Here is an 18,318-nt window from a genome sequence, read left to right on the forward strand (position 1 = left end):
CGAACAGCAGACCAAAGGAGCTCCGCATGCCACGCGATTCGTCGTTGCCCACCCTCATGATCGATGGGCGGCCTCCGACCGATCTCGCGTTGCGGCACGTCTGGAACGAGTGCGTGGGCGCCGGGCGGGCCAACGAGGCGCTGCGGGCCGACTGGCAGGCGCAGTTCCGCGAGGCGGTCGACGTCCTGGGCGTGCGGTTCGTCCGGTTCCATGGCCTGTTCCACGATGACATGTTCGTCTACCGGGTCGAGGACGGCGGGGGCTTCGCTCCACCGGAGCCGCTACCGGAACCGGTGTACACCTTCGCCTACGTCGACAAAGTCTTCGATGCGATCCTCGATGCCGGGGCACGGCCCTTCGTGGAACTGGGCTTCATGCCCCGCGCTCTGGCGACTCAGACCGAGACGCTGTTCTGGTGGAAGGCGCACTGCAGTCCCCCGACGGACATGGGGCGCTGGGTCGAACTGGTGACCACCACGGTCGTGCACTGGGTGGAGCGCTACGGGATCGAGGAGGTGCGGCAGTGGCCCTTCGAGGTGTGGAACGAACCGAACCTCGTTCCCCATTTCTGGACCGGCACCCGGACCGAGTATTTCGAGCTCTATGAGGCGACCGCTCGGGCCATCAAGTCGGTCGACCCGAGCCTCGCGGTGGGCGGACCGTCCACCAGTGTGTTCGTGCCGGATGACCGATACGCCGGGGAGTACCACGACCCTGCGCATGAGTCCTCAACCGCCGAGACGGAGTCACCCGATGAGCTCGACTGGCGGCCAGTGTGGATCCACGAGTTCATCGAGTACTGCGCCCAGCGTGAGGTGCCGATCGACTTCTTCTCCACCCATCTCTATCCGACGGACTTCGCTGCCAGTTCCCTGAACAAGGTCAGGGCCATCACCCGCCAGAAGGACGCCACCCACCGCGATCTCGAGGTGATGCGCACGGTCATCGAGAACAGCCCGTACCCCGACGCCGGCCTGCACATCACGGAGTGGTCGACCTCGCCGTCCAGCCGGGACGCGATGCACGACACCCTGTTCGCGGCGCCGTACATCGTGCGGGCCTTCCTCCGGGGCGCTCCGCTGGCCGACTCGATCGCCTACTGGACCTTCACGGACGTCTTCGAGGAGGGTGGCGGGGGAATCGGCCCCTTCCACGGGGGCTTCGGCTTCGTGAACGAACAGGGCCTGCACAAGCCGACCTTCCACGCGATGGCGATGCTCAACCGCCTGGGCGACCGTCTTCTCGCCGAGCTGCCGCACGGTGCGATCACCGCTTCGTCCAGCACCGGTGCTGTCTCAGCGATCTTCTACAACTATCCGGCCGACATGGGCTCGGAAGGACTGGCCTCCCAACGGACCTACGGTGATGCCCGGGCACTGTCCGAGATCGGTCCTGAGCTCCGGGTCCGGCACACCGTCGAGGGCTTGCCGCCGGGGGCCAGCTTCGAGCTCGAGGTCCTCGACTGGGAGCACGGCAACGTCGCCGAGGCCTGGTACCAGATGGGCTCACCCCTGAATCTCTCACGCGAACAGACCGCTGAGCTGCGCGAGATCGCCGACCGGCTCGATCGTCGTCTCCTGACCGCATCGGATCACGGCGTGCTGGAGATTGACCTCGTGCTTTCGCCCTGGGCAGTCGCCTCGATCGCCCAGGAATCAACCCACTGAATCCGGAAACACTCCTGAAAGGACCTCAACGATGAGGCACGTTCGTACTACCGGGACCGCCGCCCTCGCCGCCGTCACCACGCTTGTGCTTGCCGCCTGCAGTACCTCCGGTGAGCCCGGCGCTGAGGACAACCCCGATGTCCTGACCGTTGCTGCGTGGATGGACATCCCCGAAGAACTCCTGGAGAGCTTCGCGGAGGAGACGGGGATCACCGTCGAGGTGAACTCCTTCCCTGATGGCGCCTCCGCGCAGACCGTGCTGCGCAACGGACTGGCATCCGATGGTGCCGGCCTCTCGGACGTCCACCTGGTGGAGTTGGACTGGTGGACCGAGATGATGGCTGTCCCCGAAGACTGGGCCACGCTCCCTGAGGTCGAGGGACGGTGGGTGGACTGGAAGGTCACCCAGGGCAGCGTCGAGGATGAGATCAAGGGCTACGGCACGGACATCGGTCCCTTGGCCATCGCCTTCGACTCCGAGCTGATGGAGGAGGCAGGACTCCCGTCGGATCCGGAGGGCTTCGCCGAGTTCGTCGGAGGTCGGGACGCGACCTGGGAGTCCTTCCTGGAGGCCGGACGGCAGTTCACCGAGGCCTCCGATGCCTACTGGACCGACTCGATGACCACGCCGATGCAGGCCGCGATCAACCTCCTCCCCGCGGCATTTGAGGACCCGGACACCGGCAACGCCATCCCCATGAGCGAGAACGAGCCGATCCGCGAGATCTTCATGCGCTTCGCCGAGGAGGCTCAGGGGCAGGCATCGGCAGGTATCCCCATCGGCCACGCCGACTGGGGCGCCGGCTTCCAGGCGCAGCAGTGGGCGACCGTGATCACTCCGGCGTGGATGACGGGCATCATCGCGGAGAACGCCGCAGGGATCGAGGGATGGATGATCGCCGATGTCTTTCCCGAAGGCGGCGGCAACTGGGGTGGATCCTTCGTGTCGGTGCCGGCCACCGGGGACCACGTCGAGCAGGCCATCCAGCTGGCCGCCCACTTGACGTCCGCCGAGGCCGCGGTCGCGATGTTCCACGAGAACGGCCAGTTCCCCTCCCAACTGGAGGCCATGGACGATCCGGCAGTCTCCGAGACCGCCAACCCGTTCTTCAACGATCAAGAGGTGGGCGGCATCTACGGGCAGCTCGCCGCTGAGGCCGGGGACGCCGCAGCGGGTGGTTATCGCGGAGTGAACTTCGCCGGCATCCAGACGCTCGTGACTGACGGGATCCTGCGGGTGGAGGACGGCAGCCAGACACCGGAGCAGGCGTGGGAGTCCGTAGTCGCGAACTTCGACAGCCTGGGCCTGCCCACGGACTGACGCGGGTCCAGACGAGGCACCTCCCATGGACACCACCACCCGCCCACCGCGTCGGATCGGCCTGGCAGGTCGATCGTCCCGCTGGGACATCAGACTCTCGCCCTACCTGTACATCTCACCGTTCTTCATCAGTTTCGCGATCTTCGGCTTCTTTCCCATCGCGTTCAATGTTGTCGTCGCGATGCACTCCTGGCACCGCCGCCTCGGGCGCGGGGACTTCGTGGGGCTGGACAACTTCCGGTGGGTTCTCGAGCAACCGGCGTTCTGGACGTCACTGCAGAACACCTTCTCCATCTTCCTGTTGTCGATGGTCCCGCAACTCGTCCTCGCATTGGCGATCGCGGCCTTCCTGGATCAGAACCTGCGGGCCAGGACCTTCTGGCGGATGAGCGTGCTGGTGCCTTTCGTGGTGATGCCCGTGGCCACGGCGCTCATCTTCGGTCAGGTCTTCGGTCAGTTCGGCCTGATCACACCCTTGATTCAGGACCTCGGGCTGTTCGCAGACGTGAACTCGCCCTTCTTCCAGGATCGGCTGCTCTCGCACGTGGCGATCGCGACGATGGTGACCTTCCGTTGGACGGGGTACAACGCCCTGATCTTCCTGGCTGCCATGCAGGCTGTTCCCCGGGAGCTCTACGAAGCGGCGACCATCGACGGGGGCGGTCGGCTGCGGCAGTTCATCTCCGTCACGATCCCCGGCATCCGCCCCACCATGATCTTCGTGGTCCTGACCATGACGATCGGGGGGCTGCAGATCTTCGATGAGGCGCGCATGTACGACGGCACCGGCACCGGCGGGTCGAACGACCAGTGGCTGACGACGGTGCTCTACCTCTTCAACCTCGGCTTCGGTGACTGGCCGGACCGGATGGGTCATGCTGCGGCCGTCGCCTGGCTGTTCGCGCTCGTGATCGTGGTGTTCACCCTGATCAACTTCGCACTCACCCGGTCCATCGCCTCCAGCCGATCCGGGCCTCCTCAGGTCCCGGCTTCGGTGACGAAGGCCGTCATTGCGCAGGCGCAGGCCTCCGCCGATGCCTCCGCTCGTGCCGCCGCGGAGGCCGGTGTCCCCAGCCTGGTGCGGACCAGGCGTGACCCGGAGGAACCCACGCCGTCAAAGGACTCGGACCGATGAGCACAGCACTGATCGAGAACCTCGCCGGCAAGGGCGCCAAGCGCTACGCACAGAAGCGCGCCGCGGCCGGGCGTCCCATCAAGCAGCGTTCGCCGTCTCACGATCCCGCCCACCGGCGGCCCGGCTGGTTGACCTACCTCTTCCTCGGGATCGTGGTGATGGTCTCGGTCTTCCCGCTGTATTACACCGCGTTGCTGGGCTCGTCCACGCGTCTGGAGATCGCGCAGTCGCCGATACCCCGGTGGGTGCCCGGGCCCCAGTTGCTCCACAACCTGGGAGAGATCATCCGGCACCACCAGCTGGACTTCTGGGGTGCCTTCCTCAACTCGGTCGTGGTGGCGGTAGTGGTCTCAGCGGCGACGGTGTTCTTCTCCACCCTGGCGGGCTACTCGTTCTCGAAACTCACCTTCCGCGGGCGCCGGCCGCTCTACGTATTCGTCATCGCGACGATGGCGATCCCCATGCAGCTCGGCACCGTGCCGATGTTCATCATGATGGACACCTTCGGCTGGATCGACACGCTGACCGCGCTCATCGTGCCGAACCTGGTCATCGCCTTCGGAGTGTTCTGGATGACCCAGTACCTGACCGAGGCGCTGCCTTACGAACTCGTCGAGGCGGCCCGCGTGGACGGAGCATCGATGTTCCGCACCTTCTGGTCCATCGCGATGCCAGCCGCACGGCCCGCAGCGGCCACGCTGGCGCTGTTCACCTTCGTCGGCTCCTGGAACAACTTCTTCTGGCCATCGGTGGTGCTGCGCTCCCAGATGACCTTGCCGTTGGTGGTCCCGCAGCTCCGGGGTGCCTTCACGGCCGACCACGCGCTGGTCATGTCCGGCGTGCTGCTGATCGCCCTGCCCCTGCTGATCGTCTTCGTCTTCCTCGGCAAGCAACTGGTCTCGGGGGTGATGTCAGGCGCCGTGAAGGGCTGAGTCATGCCCATGCTGTGGCGAGCGGTCAGTTCTGGGCGCACGGGGACGTGCGCTCAGCGGCGCCCGCGCGTCACGGCCGGGCGATAGACCGAGACGGTCGGCTCGCCATCGAGCCAGAAGCGCCACGGGAAGCGATCGCCCTCACCACCGGGGCCGGAGACACCCACGCGCGGCCCGGTGCGGATCTCGCTGGCAGGCACGGGGCGCCCGGTGAGCTCCAACTCCGCCCGGCCACCTGCGGTCAGGGCGAGAGCGTCGTCCGAGCCGCCGAGGCCCAGCGCCTGACTCAATCGCGCCGGTCCGCGGGCCAGGTCGCGGTCGGTGCGCGCCGCGGCACGGCGCGACCGGGCGAGCTCGTGCCCCGCGATCACCTCGGCGCCGCGCAGCAGCACCGCCGAGGCGACGCCGTCGGGCGCGCAGACGACGTTCGTGCACCAGTGCATCCCGTAGCTGAAGTAGACATAGAGGGTGCCCGGCGGCCCGAACATCGTGGCGGTGCGGGGCGTCATGCCCCGCGAGGCGTGGGAGCCGGGATCACCCGCGCCGGCGTAGGCCTCGGTCTCGGTGATCCGTACCGCGACCTCACCGTCCTCGCTCCGCACCCGGAACAGTGCTCCGAGCAGTCGCGGAGCAACCTCCACGGCCTCCCGGGCGAGGGCGCCGGCCAGGGTCATTCCGCAGCGTCGTCCACGTCGCTGACTCCGGCGCCACCGGCGCGCGGACGCATGGCGGCGATGCCGGCACGCCAGCGCTCCAGCTCCGTCCGGGCCTGCTCGAGCTGCTCGGCCACCCGAACGGGGGCGGTGCCGCCCACGGCGTCGCGCGATGCCAGCGAGCCGCTGACGGTCAGCACCTCGCGCACCTGCGGGCTCAGCGCGGGGGAGATGGAGGCGAGCTCGGAGTCGGTGAGCTCGTGCAGCTCCTTGCCCTGGGCCTCGCACTGCCGCACGCATTCCCCGGCGACCTCGTGGGCCTCGCGGAAGGGCACGCCTTCACGCACCAACCACTCGGCGATGTCGGTGGCCAGGGAGAAGCCCTGCGGAGCGAGTTCGGCCATCCGCTCCGGGTGGAAGGTCAGCGTGGCCACCATGCCGGCAACCGCCGGCAACAAGACCTCGAGCGTGTCACAGGCGTCGAAGACCGGCTCCTTGTCCTCCTGCAGATCCCGGTTGTACGCCAGGGGGAGGCCTTTGAGCGTGGCGAGCAGTCCGGTGAGGTCGCCGATCAGACGACCGGCTTTGCCGCGGGCCAGCTCAGCGACATCGGGGTTCTTCTTCTGCGGCATGATCGAACTGCCCGTGGAGAAGGCATCGTCGAGGGTGACGAACCCGAACTCCTTGGTAGCCCACAGGATGATCTCCTCGGAGATCCGGGAGAGGTCGACGGCGATCATCGCGGTCACGAAACCGAACTCAACCACCACGTCTCGCGCGGCGGTGCCGTCGATCGAGTTGGGCACCGGCCCATCGAACCCGAGTTCCTCAGCCACGACCGCCGGGTCCAGCCCCAATGACGAGCCGGCCAGTGCTCCGGAGCCGTAGGGGGAGAGCGCTGCGCGGGCGTCCCAGTCACGGAGCCGATCGACGTCGCGCAACAGGGGCCAGGCGTGGGCCAGCAGATGATGGCCCAGCAACACCGGCTGGGCGTGCTGCAGGTGGGTGCGCCCGGGCATTGCGGCCTCGGGATGGGCAGCCGCCTGCTCGCACAGGGCCTCGACCACGTCGAGCACCCCGCCCGCGATGCGCAGGGCCTGGTCGCGCAGATACATCCGCACCAGCGTGGCGATCTGGTCATTGCGTGAGCGACCTGCCCGTAGCTTCCCACCCAGATCAGGGCCAGCCCGGTCGATCAGCCCGCGCTCCAGGGCGGTGTGCACGTCCTCGTCCTGGGGCTGAGGAGCGAACTCCCCGGAGGCCACATCCGCTGAGAGCCGGTCGAGCGCGGCGATCATGCCGTCGAGCTCCGCCTCGCTCAGGAGGCCGGCGCGGTGGAGCACTCGCGCGTGCGCCCGGGAGCCGGCGACGTCGTACTGCGCCAGGCGCCAGTCGAAGTGCGTCGAACGCGAGAGCTCGGTGAGTGCGTCGGCGGGCCCGCCGGAGAACCGCCCGCCCCAGAGGCTGAGGTTCGCTGATGCGGTGGTGCCGTCGGCTGCGGGTGTCGTCATGCTCTGATCTTGCCGTGTCCAGGGCCCCGTCAGCCAACCCAGGCGGGGGAGAACTGACGTCCGGGGCGGTGTGCGCTCAGGGATGTGGCCAGGGTCATGGCAGGCTGGCGGCATGCCGAACCCCTTTGTTGGCTCGGAGGTGGGCCGCCTCCGCGAGGTCATCGTGCACCGCCCGGGCGTGGAGTTGCTGCGCCTGACCCCGCAGACCAAAGACGATCTGCTCTTCGACGACCTGATCTGGGTGCACCGCGCTCAGGAGGAACACGACCGTTTCTCCGGCGCGCTGGTCGAGCACGGCGTGACGGTGTTGCACCTGGACCAGCTGCTGCGCGAAACGCTCTCCCACGCCGAAGCTCGGTCCTTCCTCATTGACCGCGCCACCGATGAGCGGATCCATGGCCCTGCGCTGGCTCCAGTCCTGCGCGAGGTGGCGGACCGGATGGACGATGCAGCTCTCGCGGAGCTGATCATCGGAGGGCTGACCAAGCGTGAACTGCTCGAGCTCACCGACGAACCGCCGTCGGTGGTGCTGCACACCCTCGGCATGGATCACCTGGTGCTCGCCCCACTGCCCAACCACCTCTTCACCCGCGATGCCTCCTGCTGGGTCTACGACGGCGTCGCGGTGAACTCGATGCGGATGCCGGCGCGCATCCGGGAGGCCTATACCTACGAGGCGATCTACCGATGGCATCCGCGCTTTGCCGGTCGCGCCTTCCAGCGATGGTCGGATGCGCTGGACGACGCTGCGGCGACCGTCGAGGGCGGGGACGTGCTGGTGCTCGGCGACGGCGCCGTCCTGGTGGGCATGAGCGAGCGCACGACACCGCAGGGTGTGGAACGTCTAGCCCAGCGACTCTTCGCGGCCGGATCGGCCGACCGCATGGTTGCTCTGCACTTGCCGGGTGCCCGCGAGTTCATGCATCTCGACACGGTCATGACGATGGTCGATGAACGATCCTTCATCGAGTACGCCGGCCTGGGGGATCTGCCGTCCTACACGATCACCCCGCGCGGCAGCGGCGAGCAGGTCGAGCTCGACATCGCCGATCACCGACCGGGGCGCGCGCACCATGCCATTGCGGATGCCCTGGGGGTGGACGGGCTGCGCATCCTGACCGCGCAGCAGGATGTGCACTCCGCGGCACGCGAACAGTGGGACGACGGGTGCAACGCCCTGGCGATCGCGCCGGGCGCGGTGATCACCTACGACCGCACTCCCACCTCGAACGCCTACCTGCGCGAGTCCGGCATCGAGGTCATCGAGATGCCCGGCGCGGAGCTGGGCCGAGGCCGTGGCGGCCCACGTTGTATGAGCTGCCCGGTGGTACGCGATGCGACATGAGTGCCCGGCTGCCGTCGATGCGCGGCACACTAGTCTGCGGCCCACCCCGGGCCCCGGAGGAAAGGACCGAGTAGTGACTGACATTCTCGACGAGCTCCAATGGCGGGGACTGGTAGCCCAGTCCACCGACATCGATGCGTTACGTGAGGCGCTCACCCAGGGGCCGGTCACTTACTACGCCGGCTTCGACCCCACCGCTCCGAGCCTGCACCACGGTCACCTCGTCCAGCTCGTCCTCATGCGTCACCTCCAGAACGCGGGACACCGGCCGCTGGCCCTGGTCGGTGGTGCTACCGGGATGATCGGCGACCCGAGGGAGTCCGGGGAGCGGACCCTGAACAGCCGGGAGACGGTGGCCGAGTGGACCGAGCGCCTGCGCGGCCAGATCGAACGCTTCCTCGACTTCGAGGGCCCAGCGGCAGCGGAACTGGTCAACAACCTCGACTGGACCGAGAGCCTCTCGACCATCGACTTCCTGCGCGAGGTCGGCAAGCACTTTCGCCTGGGGACCATGCTCTCCAAGGACATCGTCGCTCGGCGTCTGAGCTCAGCCGAGGGCATCTCCTTCACCGAGTTCAGCTACCAGGTGCTGCAAGGGATGGACTACCTGGAACTGCATCGCCGGAAGGACTGCACGCTGCAGACCGGGGGCAACGACCAGTGGGGCAATCTCCTCGCGGGCGTCGAGCTGATCCGCAAGGCGGATGGCCACGCCGCTCATGCCCTCACCACACCGTTGATCACCAAGGCGGACGGGACCAAGTTCGGCAAGACCGAGGGCGGTGCGGTCTGGCTCGCGCCGGACATGATGAGTCCGTACGCCTTCTACCAGTTCTGGCTCAACACCGACGACGCAGACGTGGTGCGCTACCTCAAGGTCTTCACGTTCCGGAGCCGAGGGGAGATCGCCGAACTCGAGCAGGCGGTGGTGGACCGTCCCCAGGCACGAGCCGCGCAGCGCGCACTCGCTGAGGACGTCACCACGCTGGTGCATGGCGCCGAGGCCACCGAGAGAGTTCGGCAGGCCTCCCAGGCGCTCTTCGGACGGGAGGAGCTCCGCGAGCTCGACGCCACCACGCTGGGTGATGCGGTGGCCGAGCTCCCGTCGGCACCGGGCACTGTCGGGCAGAGCGCGGTGGCGGACTTGCTGGTGGCCACCGGGTTGGAGAAGGGACGCAATGCCGCCAAGCGGACCCTGGGCTCCGGCGGTGTGTACCTCAACAACGAGAAGGTCGAGGATGACGAGCGGATCCTCGCCGCAGAGGATGTTCTCCCGGGCAACGTTGCGCTCCTGCGCAAAGGACGGCGGAATCTCGCGGTCGTGGCGGTGCAGTAGACGTGGCCAGCGGGCGCCGCGAGCCCTCCGGGGCGCCCGCTGTGCGTCACGTCTCAACAACGTGACGTGCGCCCGCCGCAGAGCATCACATGCTGCGTCTGGGGGTATCGCCGCAGGTCAGAGCATCGAGAAGCGCCCACAGAGGCGAGAAAGGGTCTCGGACCTGGAGTTGACGGCGTGGGTGCCGAGCCGTAATGTCTTCCTTGTCGCCAGGGAGGCACGGACAAGAGCTGAGATGCTCCAGGACGGTCCCGAGCGAACACCCCAGGACTGAGAACCGGCAGGATGTCGGCCTTGCTCAGACGCTGGAAGACTTCCCCGGATGTGCCAGGGTTAAACCCTGGTGCATCGGTGTGTGTCTGTTTCTTGAGAACTCAACAGTGTGCCAAGTTTTTTTGATGCCAATTTTTTGTGCGCGTTCATCTGCTTTGGTGGGTGTTCGTGTTTTTTGGTTTGATGCGCCGTGCCCGGCCTCGTTTCGGGTGTGGTGTGTTGAGCTGGGTTTGTTCTTCGTATTGAAGATGCGCAGGCTCTCTTTTGGGGGTTTGTGGTGTTTTATTATTCGGAGAGTTTGATCCTGGCTCAGGACGAACGCTGGCGGCGTGCTTAACACATGCAAGTCGAACGATGATGCCCAGCTTGCTGGGTGGATTAGTGGCGAACGGGTGAGTAACACGTGAGTAACCTGCCCCTGACTTCGGGATAAGCGCTGGAAACGGCGTCTAATACCGGATACGACCTACCTCCGCATGGTGTGTGGGTGGAAAGCTTGATGCGGTTGGGGATGGGCTCGCGGCCTATCAGCTTGTTGGTGGGGTGAAGGCCTACCAAGGCGACGACGGGTAGCCGGCCTGAGAGGGTGTCCGGCCACACTGGGACTGAGACACGGCCCAGACTCCTACGGGAGGCAGCAGTGGGGAATATTGCACAATGGGCGCAAGCCTGATGCAGCGACGCCGCGTGAGGGATGACGGCCTTCGGGTTGTAAACCTCTTTCAGTAGGGAACAAGCCTTCGGGTGAGGGTACCTGCAGAAGAAGCGCCGGCTAACTACGTGCCAGCAGCCGCGGTAATACGTAGGGCGCAAGCGTTGTCCGGAATTATTGGGCGTAAAGAGCTCGTAGGCGGCTTGTCGCGTCTGCTGTGAAAACCCGGGGCTCAACCCCGGGCCTGCAGTGGGTACGGGCAGGCTAGAGTGCGGTAGGGGAGACTGGAATTCCTGGTGTAGCGGTGGAATGCGCAGATATCAGGAGGAACACCGATGGCGAAGGCAGGTCTCTGGGCCGTTACTGACGCTGAGGAGCGAAAGCATGGGGAGCGAACAGGATTAGATACCCTGGTAGTCCATGCCGTAAACGTTGGGCACTAGGTGTGGGGTCTGTTTCCACGGAGTCCGCGCCGTAGCTAACGCATTAAGTGCCCCGCCTGGGGAGTACGGCCGCAAGGCTAAAACTCAAAGGAATTGACGGGGGCCCGCACAAGCGGCGGAGCATGCGGATTAATTCGATGCAACGCGAAGAACCTTACCAAGGCTTGACATAACCTGGAAGCATTCAGAGATGGGTGTGCCTTTACGGGCCGGGTTACAGGTGGTGCATGGTTGTCGTCAGCTCGTGTCGTGAGATGTTGGGTTAAGTCCCGCAACGAGCGCAACCCTTGTCCTGTGTTGCCAGCACGTAGTGGTGGGGACTCATGGGAGACTGCCGGGGTCAACTCGGAGGAAGGTGGGGATGACGTCAAATCATCATGCCCCTTATGTCTTGGGCTTCACGCATGCTACAATGGCCGGTACAAAGGGCTGCGATACCGCGAGGTGGAGCGAATCCCAAAAAGCCGGTCTCAGTTCGGATCAGGGTCTGCAACTCGACCCTGTGAAGTCGGAGTCGCTAGTAATCGCAGATCAGCAACGCTGCGGTGAATACGTTCTCGGGCCTTGTACACACCGCCCGTCACGTCACGAAAGTCGGTAACACCCGAAGCTCATGGCCCAACCGGTTCTTCCGGGGGGAGTGGTCGAAGGTGGGACTGGCGATTGGGACGAAGTCGTAACAAGGTAGCCGTACCGGAAGGTGCGGCTGGATCACCTCCTTTCTAAGGAGCATTTGATACACCACGTGGTAGCGGCCTGCATGATGCGGGTTGTGAGTTGTGGTGGTGCTCATGGGTGGAACATCAAAGAAGCGTTCCTGTTGTCTGCCGGTTTGTATGACTGGTGGGTGGTGGGATGGCATGCTGTTGGGTCCTGAGGGAACAGGCCTGGCGCTTCGACGGTCTCTCTGATGGGGGGCTGGTGGGGTGTTGGGGGTTTCTTCGTGAGGCCGCCCGGGTCCTTGCTGCCGTTGTGGTGGTGGGGGACGGTGTTGGTGTGTTGTTTGAGAACTGTACAGTGGACGCGAGCATCTGAAACAAAAATTGACATGAGCCTTTGGTTTGTGTGTTTTGTTTCGAGTTTTAGCTGATTCTTTTCGATTTTTTTGTCTTGGTTGTAAGTTATTAAGAGCGTTCGGTGGATGCCTTGGCACCAGGAGCCGAAGAAGGACGTTGTAGCCTGCGATAAGCCTCGGGGAGCTGGCAAACGAGCTGTGATCCGAGGGTGTCCGAATGGGGGAACCCGGCCTCAGTCATGTGGGGTCACTCGCATCTGAATGTATAGGGTGTGTAGAGGGAACGCGGGGAAGTGAAACATCTCAGTACCCGCAGGAAGAGATATTCCGTGAGTAGTGGCGAGCGAAAGCGGATCAGGCTAAACCGTATGCGTGGACAAGCCGGCAGGCGTTGCGTGTGCGGGGTTGTGGGACCTTATCGACTGATCTCTGCCGAGATCGGTGAGGTGATGTGTCGTGGTGTAGTCGAACTGGCTGGGAAGCTGGACCGTAGTGGGTGATAGTCCCGTAGACGAAACATCGCGCGCGCCTTTGGTGGGGCACCCGAGTAGCACCGGGCCCGTGAAATCCGGTGTGAATCTGCACAGACCACTGTGTAAGCCTAAATACTACCTGGTGACCGATAGCGGACAAGTACCGTGAGGGAAAGGTGAAAAGTACCCCGGGAGGGGAGTGAAATAGTACCTGAAACCGTGCGCTTACAATCCGTCAGAGCCTCCCTAGTTGGGGTGATGGCGTGCCTTTTGAAGAATGAGCCTGCGAGTTAGTGGCGCGTGGCGAGGTTAACCCGTGTGGGGAAGCCGTAGCGAAAGCGAGTCCGAAGAGGGCGATTGAGTCGCGCGTTCTAGACCCGAAGCGGAGTGATCTACCCATGGTCAGGTTGAAGCACGTGTAAGAGCGTGTGGAGGACCGAACCCACTTAGGTTGAAAACTGAGGGGATGAACTGTGGGTAGGGGTGAAAGGCCAATCAAACTCCGTGATAGCTGGTTCTCCCCGAAATGCATTTAGGTGCAGCGTCGCGTGTTTCCTGCTGGAGGTAGAGCTACTGGATGGCCGATGGGCCCAACCCGGTTACTGACGTCAACCAAACTCCGAATGCCAGCAGGGTAGAGCGTGGCAGTGAGACTGCGGGCGATAAGGTTCGTAGTCGAGAGGGAAACAGCCCAGATCACCGGCTAAGGCCCCTAAGCGTGTGCTAAGTGGGAAAGGATGTGGAGTTGCGAAGACAACCAGGAGGTTGGCTTAGAAGCAGCCACCCTTGAAAGAGTGCGTAATAGCTCACTGGTCAAGTGATTCCGCGCCGACAATTTAGCGGGGCTCAAGCACACCGCCGAAGCCGTGGCAACCATGCGATACCCTCGTGCGACCTCCTTGAGGGGTTGTGTGCAGGGGTGTGGTTGGGTAGGGGAGCGTCGTGCCGACGAAGAAGCCGCAGCGTGAGCTAGTGGTGGAGACGGCACGAGTGAGAATGCAGGCATGAGTAGCGAATGACGGGTGAGAATCCCGTCCGCCGATTGACCAAGGGTTCCAGGGCCAGGCTCATCCGCCCTGGGTAAGTCGGGACCTAAGGCGAGGCCGACAGGCGTAGTCGATGGACAACGGGTTGATATTCCCGTACCGGCGAAGGACCGCCCATACCGAGCCCGGTGATGCTAACCACCCGATCCAGCCGCCGTTGTCTCCTTCGGGAGACTGGTGGTTGGTGAGCGTGGGACCCGAACCGGTAGTAGGTAAGCGTGAGGGGTGACGCAGACAGGTAGCCACCGCGTACCTAGTGGCTTGGTACGTCCAAGGGAGCAGCCCGATCCGTAGGCAAATCCGCGGATCACGAGGGTCAGACCCGATGGTGACACCACTTGATGGTGGAAGCAGGGTGATCCTATGCTGCCGAGAAAAGCCTCGACGCGAGGTCCTAGCCGCCCGTACCCCAAACCGACACAGGTGGTCAGGCAGAGTATGCCAAGGCGATCGAGAGAATCGTGGTGAAGGAACTCGGCAAAATGCCCCCGTAACTTCGGGAGAAGGGGGGCCTACCACTTGAAGCCCTATACGGGCTAGGGTGTGTAGGCCGCAGAGACCAGGGAGAAGCGACTGTTTACTAAAAACACAGGTCCGTGCGAAGTCGCAAGACGATGTATACGGACTGACGCCTGCCCGGTGCTGGAAGGTTAAGAGGACCTGTTAGCCAGCCTTTGGTTGGCGAAGCGGTGAATTTAAGCCCCAGTAAACGGCGGTGGTAACTATAACCATCCTAAGGTAGCGAAATTCCTTGTCGGGTAAGTTCCGACCTGCACGAATGGCGTAACGACTTCTCCGCTGTCTCCACCACGAACTCGGCGAAATTGCAGTACGAGTAAAGATGCTCGTTTCGCGCAGCAGGACGGAAAGACCCCGGGACCTTTACTATAGCTTGGTATTGGTGCTCGATGCGGCTTGTGTAGGATAGGTGGGAGACTGTGAAGCATCCGCGCCAGCGGGTGTGGAGTCATCGTTGAAATACCACTCTGGTCGTATTGCGCATCTAACCTCGGACCATGATCTGGTTCAGGGACAGTGCCTGGTGGGTAGTTTAACTGGGGCGGTTGCCTCCCAAAGAGTAACGGAGGCGCTCAAAGGTTCCCTCAGCCTGGTTGGCAATCAGGTGTCGAGTGCAAGTGCACAAGGGAGCTTGACTGCGAGACTGACGGGTCGAGCAGGGACGAAAGTCGGAACTAGTGATCCGGCCATGGCTTGTGGAAGCGTGGTCGCTCAACGGATAAAAGGTACCCCGGGGATAACAGGCTGATCTTCCCCAAGAGTCCATATCGACGGGATGGTTTGGCACCTCGATGTCGGCTCGTCGCATCCTGGGGCTGGAGTTGGTCCCAAGGGTTGGGCTGTTCGCCCATTAAAGCGGCACGCGAGCTGGGTTTAGAACGTCGTGAGACAGTTCGGTCCCTATCCGCTGCGCGCGCAGGAAACTTGAGAAGGGCTGTCCCTAGTACGAGAGGACCGGGACGGACGAACCTCTGGTGTGCCAGTCGTACCGCCAGGTGCGTGGCTGGTTGGCTACGTTCGGAAGGGATAACCGCTGAAAGCATCTAAGCGGGAAGCCTGCTTCAAGATGAGGTTTCCATCCCACATTGTGGGGAGAGGCCCCCAGCAGACCACTGGGTTGATAGGCCGGATGTGGAAGCACCGCAAGGTGTGGAGCTGACCGGTACTAATTGGCCGAAGACTTACCACCAACACCCATTGTGGTAAGGCAACACTAACGAGAACGAATCTGCGAAAAACGCACGCGTCCACTGTACGGTTCCCGGGCAACACACCCCGGCACAACACCGACAACACACACCAAGCATCCAGACCACACACACACCACGTGGCCCGGACGCCCAGGTGAAGTGTTGACACGGAGTTGACAGCCGTAGCGGCCAAAAAAGCCCGAAATCTGTTTCGGTGGTCATAGCGAGGCGGGAAACACCCAGTATCCATTCCGAACCTGGTAGTTAAGCCCCTCAGCGCCGATGGTACTGCACTGGAGACGGTGTGGGAGAGCAGGACGCCGCCGAACTTCACTTACAGCGAGAGCCCCGACCCCACGGTCGGGGCTCTCGCCATTCCCAGGCACATTCTTGGTGACGACACACGATTGTGGTCAAATGTGTCGCTTTGACGCGTACATGAGTGTCTCCGCGGCGGCGCCTTGTACGGGTATCCGTGTTCTGTCGAGCGCCGGCGAGCCCGCGGGGCGGGTTGGAGCTCCCTCGTCCTATCGCCAGGCTGCTGTCCTGCCGGAGTTCTCCGGTTTCTCGGGACCTGGCGCTGTCACGTCTCGAGGAGAGCCTGAACCGGTAGTTCTGGTCAGGCTCCGCCATGAGCGGTCTGCTCACCTGACTACGATGGAGGGAAGCTGCCGGGGTGTCGATCGTGCAGTCGGATTTCTGAACAGTGAGAGGACCGTCCCGCATGAACAACGAACGCCGCTCAGGTGACAGGCGCGGGTACCAGCCGTCGAGGCGGCCCGACTCATGGCGCACCCCAGGCGCGGGCTCTCGCGGATCCGGTGGGTCCGGTAGCGAACGCGGCGAGCGTCCGGCGCAGGTGCGCGGTCGCCAGGATGATCGGCGCCAGGATGATCGCCCGCGCCGCGATCCCGGGCCGGAGATCCCGGACGAGATCACGGCGTCCATGCTCGACCGTGAGGTGCAGCGTGCGTTGCGCGGGCTGGGGGAGGGAAACGCCGAAGCCACGGCCCGGCACCTCGTCATGGCAGGCCAGTTGCTCGATGAAGAGCCGGAAGCGGCGTACACCCATGCGAAGGCCGCCTTCTCCCGGGCAGCGCGTGTCGACGTGGTCCGTGAGGCGGTGGGTATCGCCGCCTACCGCACCGGGCGTTTCGCCGAGGCGTTGCGGGAACTGCGGGCTCTTCGCCGCATGAGCGGGCGCCAGGACCTACGCCACCTCGAGGCGGACTGTCTGCGCGGGCTGCAACGCCCGGATGACGCCCTCGACGTCATCAAGGACACCGACACCTCCACCCTCGATCTCGAGACGCGGCTGGAGCTCATTCTCATCGCCAGTGGTGCGCATGCCGACCGTGGCGCCTCAGAGGCCGGTCTCGCGCTGCTGGACCGGATCCGCACCAAGGCCCTGAACGCGGAGCAGCTCGACCGATTCCACGGTGTGCGCGCGGACCGACTCGAGGAGCTCGGCCGCACCGAGGAGGCCAAGGCTGTGCGCCCGCAGCAGCCGGCGGCCACTGCTGCCTCTGAGGACGAGATCGTCTTCCTCGAATCCGAGGACGAGGACGATATCCGGTGACCGGATCTGACGGCGCACCTGCGGCACTACTGGAGAGCGTGGCGCCACTGGCCGAGGCCCACGATGTCGCCCTGTTCGATATCGACGGCGTGCTCCTGCTGGGCCACAGTGCCGTTCCACACGCGGCTGCGGCGCTGACCGACCTCAGCGCGACGGGCGTGCGTCACGGATACCTCACGAACAACGCCTCGCGTTCACCGGCGGCCGTCGCAGACGAGCTTCAGGCGGTCGGCATTCCCGCCCGCGCCGGTGAGGTGACCACCTCGGCGCTGGCCATTGCCGGCTTGATGAGCGAGGAGCTTCCTGCCGGAAGCCGAGTGCTTGTGGTCGGTGGGCCCGGCCTCCGGGAAGCGACCTCCGAGACCGGCTTGACGGTGGTGGACAGCGCGGAGGATCATCCGGCGGCCGTCGTCCAGGGACTCGCCCTCGACATCGGGTGGCCTGAGTTGTCCGAGGCGGCACTGGCGGTCCGGGCCGGCGCCACGTACTTTGCGCCGAATCTCGATGCCACCGTTCCGCGAGAGCGGGGCTTGATGATCGGCAATGGCTCCCTGGTGGCCGCGGTGGTCAATGCGACCGGCGTGACCCCGCGCACCGCAGGAAAGCCCGCTCCCGGGATCTTCCATCAGGCACTGCAACGAGTGGGGGGCCGCAACCCGGTGGTGTGCGGTGACCGGCTCGACACCGATATCGCGGGCGCACGGGCGGCAGGATTCCCGGCGCTGCACGTGCTGACCGGCGTGGACCGTGCGCGCGCCGTGCTCCTCGCTCCGCCGGATCATCGGCCCAGCTATCTCGGAACCGATCTCCGCGCTCTCAGCGGACCCCATCCGGCACCCCGGGAGGAGGCCGGCTGGTGGACTTGTGGGGGATCAGCCGCCCGCTCGGTGAACGGCGCGCTCGAGCTCCGTTCCGACGGCTCCGATCTCCCGCTGGAGTCCGCGGATCTGACAATGGATGACTACCGCTGCCTGGCATCAGCCGCCTGGTCGGCCGCCGATGCGGGCGCACCGATCGACTCAGCCGCGCTGCCTGAGCTGCGCATCTCCGCTCCGCGATAGCCTGGCCAGCGTGTCAGCGATTCCAGAGCCCCGGGAGCCCTCAGCCGAGGGCCCCCTCCGACAGCTCGACCACATCGCCGAGCTGCCCCTGGCGGAACGCGCCCAGGCTTTCGAGGAGATCCACGATCACCTTGCCCAGCGACTGCGCGAGACCGAGAACTAGGAGG

Annotated in this window: 11 protein-coding genes and 3 rRNA genes; 12 read left to right on the forward strand and 2 right to left on the reverse strand. The window is 64.6% G+C overall.

Features of this window, described 5'->3' with window-relative positions:
- Nucleotides 1-26: 26 nt before the first annotated feature.
- The 4 genes from EDD31_RS13040 to EDD31_RS13055 are packed head-to-tail and all read left to right on the forward strand — an operon-like array spanning nt 27 to nt 5,055.
- Nucleotides 27-1,667: a GH39 family glycosyl hydrolase gene (locus EDD31_RS13040; RefSeq protein WP_123304532.1), complete on the forward strand. Its 1,641-nt coding sequence runs from the start codon at nt 27-29 to the stop codon at nt 1,665-1,667.
- A 31-nt stretch (nt 1,668-1,698) separates the two neighbouring features.
- Nucleotides 1,699-2,988, forward strand: a complete 1,290-nt coding sequence (locus EDD31_RS13045) for an ABC transporter substrate-binding protein (protein ID WP_123304533.1) — start codon at nt 1,699-1,701, stop codon at nt 2,986-2,988.
- A 25-nt stretch (nt 2,989-3,013) separates the two neighbouring features.
- The gene (locus EDD31_RS13050; RefSeq protein ID WP_123304534.1) at nt 3,014-4,123 is read left to right on the forward strand and encodes a carbohydrate ABC transporter permease; all 1,110 of its coding nucleotides are present in this window, start codon (nt 3,014-3,016) and stop codon (nt 4,121-4,123) included.
- Nucleotides 4,120-5,055: a carbohydrate ABC transporter permease gene (locus EDD31_RS13055; protein WP_123304535.1), complete on the forward strand. Its 936-nt coding sequence runs from the start codon at nt 4,120-4,122 to the stop codon at nt 5,053-5,055. Before EDD31_RS13050 ends, EDD31_RS13055 begins: the two co-directional genes overlap by 4 nt.
- A gap of 53 nt (nt 5,056-5,108) precedes the next feature.
- Here the strand turns inward: EDD31_RS13055 and EDD31_RS13060 are convergent, their stop codons facing one another.
- Together EDD31_RS13060 and argH are read right to left on the reverse strand one after the other, a co-directional pair.
- Nucleotides 5,109-5,729: a DNA-3-methyladenine glycosylase gene (locus EDD31_RS13060; RefSeq protein WP_123304536.1), complete on the reverse strand. Its 621-nt coding sequence runs from the start codon at nt 5,727-5,729 to the stop codon at nt 5,109-5,111.
- Entirely contained in the window at nt 5,726-7,219 is a 1,494-nt protein-coding gene (gene argH / locus EDD31_RS13065; protein WP_123304537.1) for an argininosuccinate lyase, read from the reverse strand. Before argH ends, EDD31_RS13060 begins: the two co-directional genes overlap by 4 nt.
- Before the next feature lie 112 nt (nt 7,220-7,331).
- Here argH and EDD31_RS13070 point away from each other — a divergent pair, with 112 nt between their 5' ends.
- From EDD31_RS13070 to EDD31_RS14820, 8 genes are all read left to right on the forward strand, one after another.
- Nucleotides 7,332-8,564, forward strand: coding sequence for an arginine deiminase (locus tag EDD31_RS13070; RefSeq protein ID WP_123304538.1), 1,233 nt, complete (start codon nt 7,332-7,334; stop codon nt 8,562-8,564).
- Nucleotides 8,565-8,637: 73 nt separating this feature from the next.
- Nucleotides 8,638-9,900 carry a tyrosine--tRNA ligase gene (tyrS, locus tag EDD31_RS13075; protein WP_123304539.1) on the forward strand — a complete coding sequence of 421 codons (1,263 nt, stop codon included), beginning with the start codon at nt 8,638-8,640 and terminating at the stop codon, nt 9,898-9,900.
- A 559-nt stretch (nt 9,901-10,459) separates the two neighbouring features.
- Nucleotides 10,460-11,990 (forward strand): 16S ribosomal RNA (locus tag EDD31_RS13080).
- 392 nt (nt 11,991-12,382) lie between these two features.
- A 23S ribosomal RNA gene (locus tag EDD31_RS13085) occupies nt 12,383-15,510 on the forward strand.
- A 211-nt stretch (nt 15,511-15,721) separates the two neighbouring features.
- A 5S ribosomal RNA gene (gene rrf, locus EDD31_RS13090) occupies nt 15,722-15,840 on the forward strand.
- Together the 16S, 23S and 5S rRNA genes form the textbook arrangement of a ribosomal RNA operon.
- 530 nt (nt 15,841-16,370) lie before the next feature.
- Nucleotides 16,371-17,090: a hypothetical protein gene (locus EDD31_RS13095; protein ID WP_123304540.1), complete on the forward strand. Its 720-nt coding sequence runs from the start codon at nt 16,371-16,373 to the stop codon at nt 17,088-17,090.
- Nucleotides 17,087-18,151 carry an HAD-IIA family hydrolase gene (locus tag EDD31_RS13100; protein ID WP_123304541.1) on the forward strand — a complete coding sequence of 355 codons (1,065 nt, stop codon included), beginning with the start codon at nt 17,087-17,089 and terminating at the stop codon, nt 18,149-18,151. Before EDD31_RS13095 ends, EDD31_RS13100 begins: the two co-directional genes overlap by 4 nt.
- A 10-nt stretch (nt 18,152-18,161) precedes the next feature.
- Nucleotides 18,162-18,314 (forward strand): hypothetical protein, encoded by a 153-nt coding sequence (locus EDD31_RS14820; RefSeq protein WP_170163129.1) that lies wholly within the window; start codon nt 18,162-18,164, stop codon nt 18,312-18,314.
- The last annotated feature ends 4 nt before the right edge of the window (nt 18,315-18,318 follow it).

It is taken from the genome of Bogoriella caseilytica (assembly GCF_003752405.1).
Classification (GTDB): domain Bacteria; phylum Actinomycetota; class Actinomycetes; order Actinomycetales; family Actinomycetaceae; genus Allobogoriella; species Allobogoriella caseilytica.

Bases quoted from the DNA above. Each gene is read 5' to 3' on its own strand.
- argH (WP_123304537.1), bottom strand. From the start codon at position 7,219: ATGACGACACCCGCAGCCGACGGCACCACCGCATCAGCGAACCTCAGC.
- EDD31_RS13050 (WP_123304534.1), top strand. From the start codon at position 3,014: ATGGACACCACCACCCGCCCACCGCGTCGGATCGGCCTGGCAGGTCGA.
- EDD31_RS13055 (WP_123304535.1), top strand. From the start codon at position 4,120: ATGAGCACAGCACTGATCGAGAACCTCGCCGGCAAGGGCGCCAAGCGC.
- EDD31_RS13060 (WP_123304536.1), bottom strand. From the start codon at position 5,729: ATGACCCTGGCCGGCGCCCTCGCCCGGGAGGCCGTGGAGGTTGCTCCG.
- EDD31_RS13045 (WP_123304533.1), top strand. From the start codon at position 1,699: ATGAGGCACGTTCGTACTACCGGGACCGCCGCCCTCGCCGCCGTCACC.
- EDD31_RS13040 (WP_123304532.1), top strand. From the start codon at position 27: ATGCCACGCGATTCGTCGTTGCCCACCCTCATGATCGATGGGCGGCCT.
- EDD31_RS13070 (WP_123304538.1), top strand. From the start codon at position 7,332: ATGCCGAACCCCTTTGTTGGCTCGGAGGTGGGCCGCCTCCGCGAGGTC.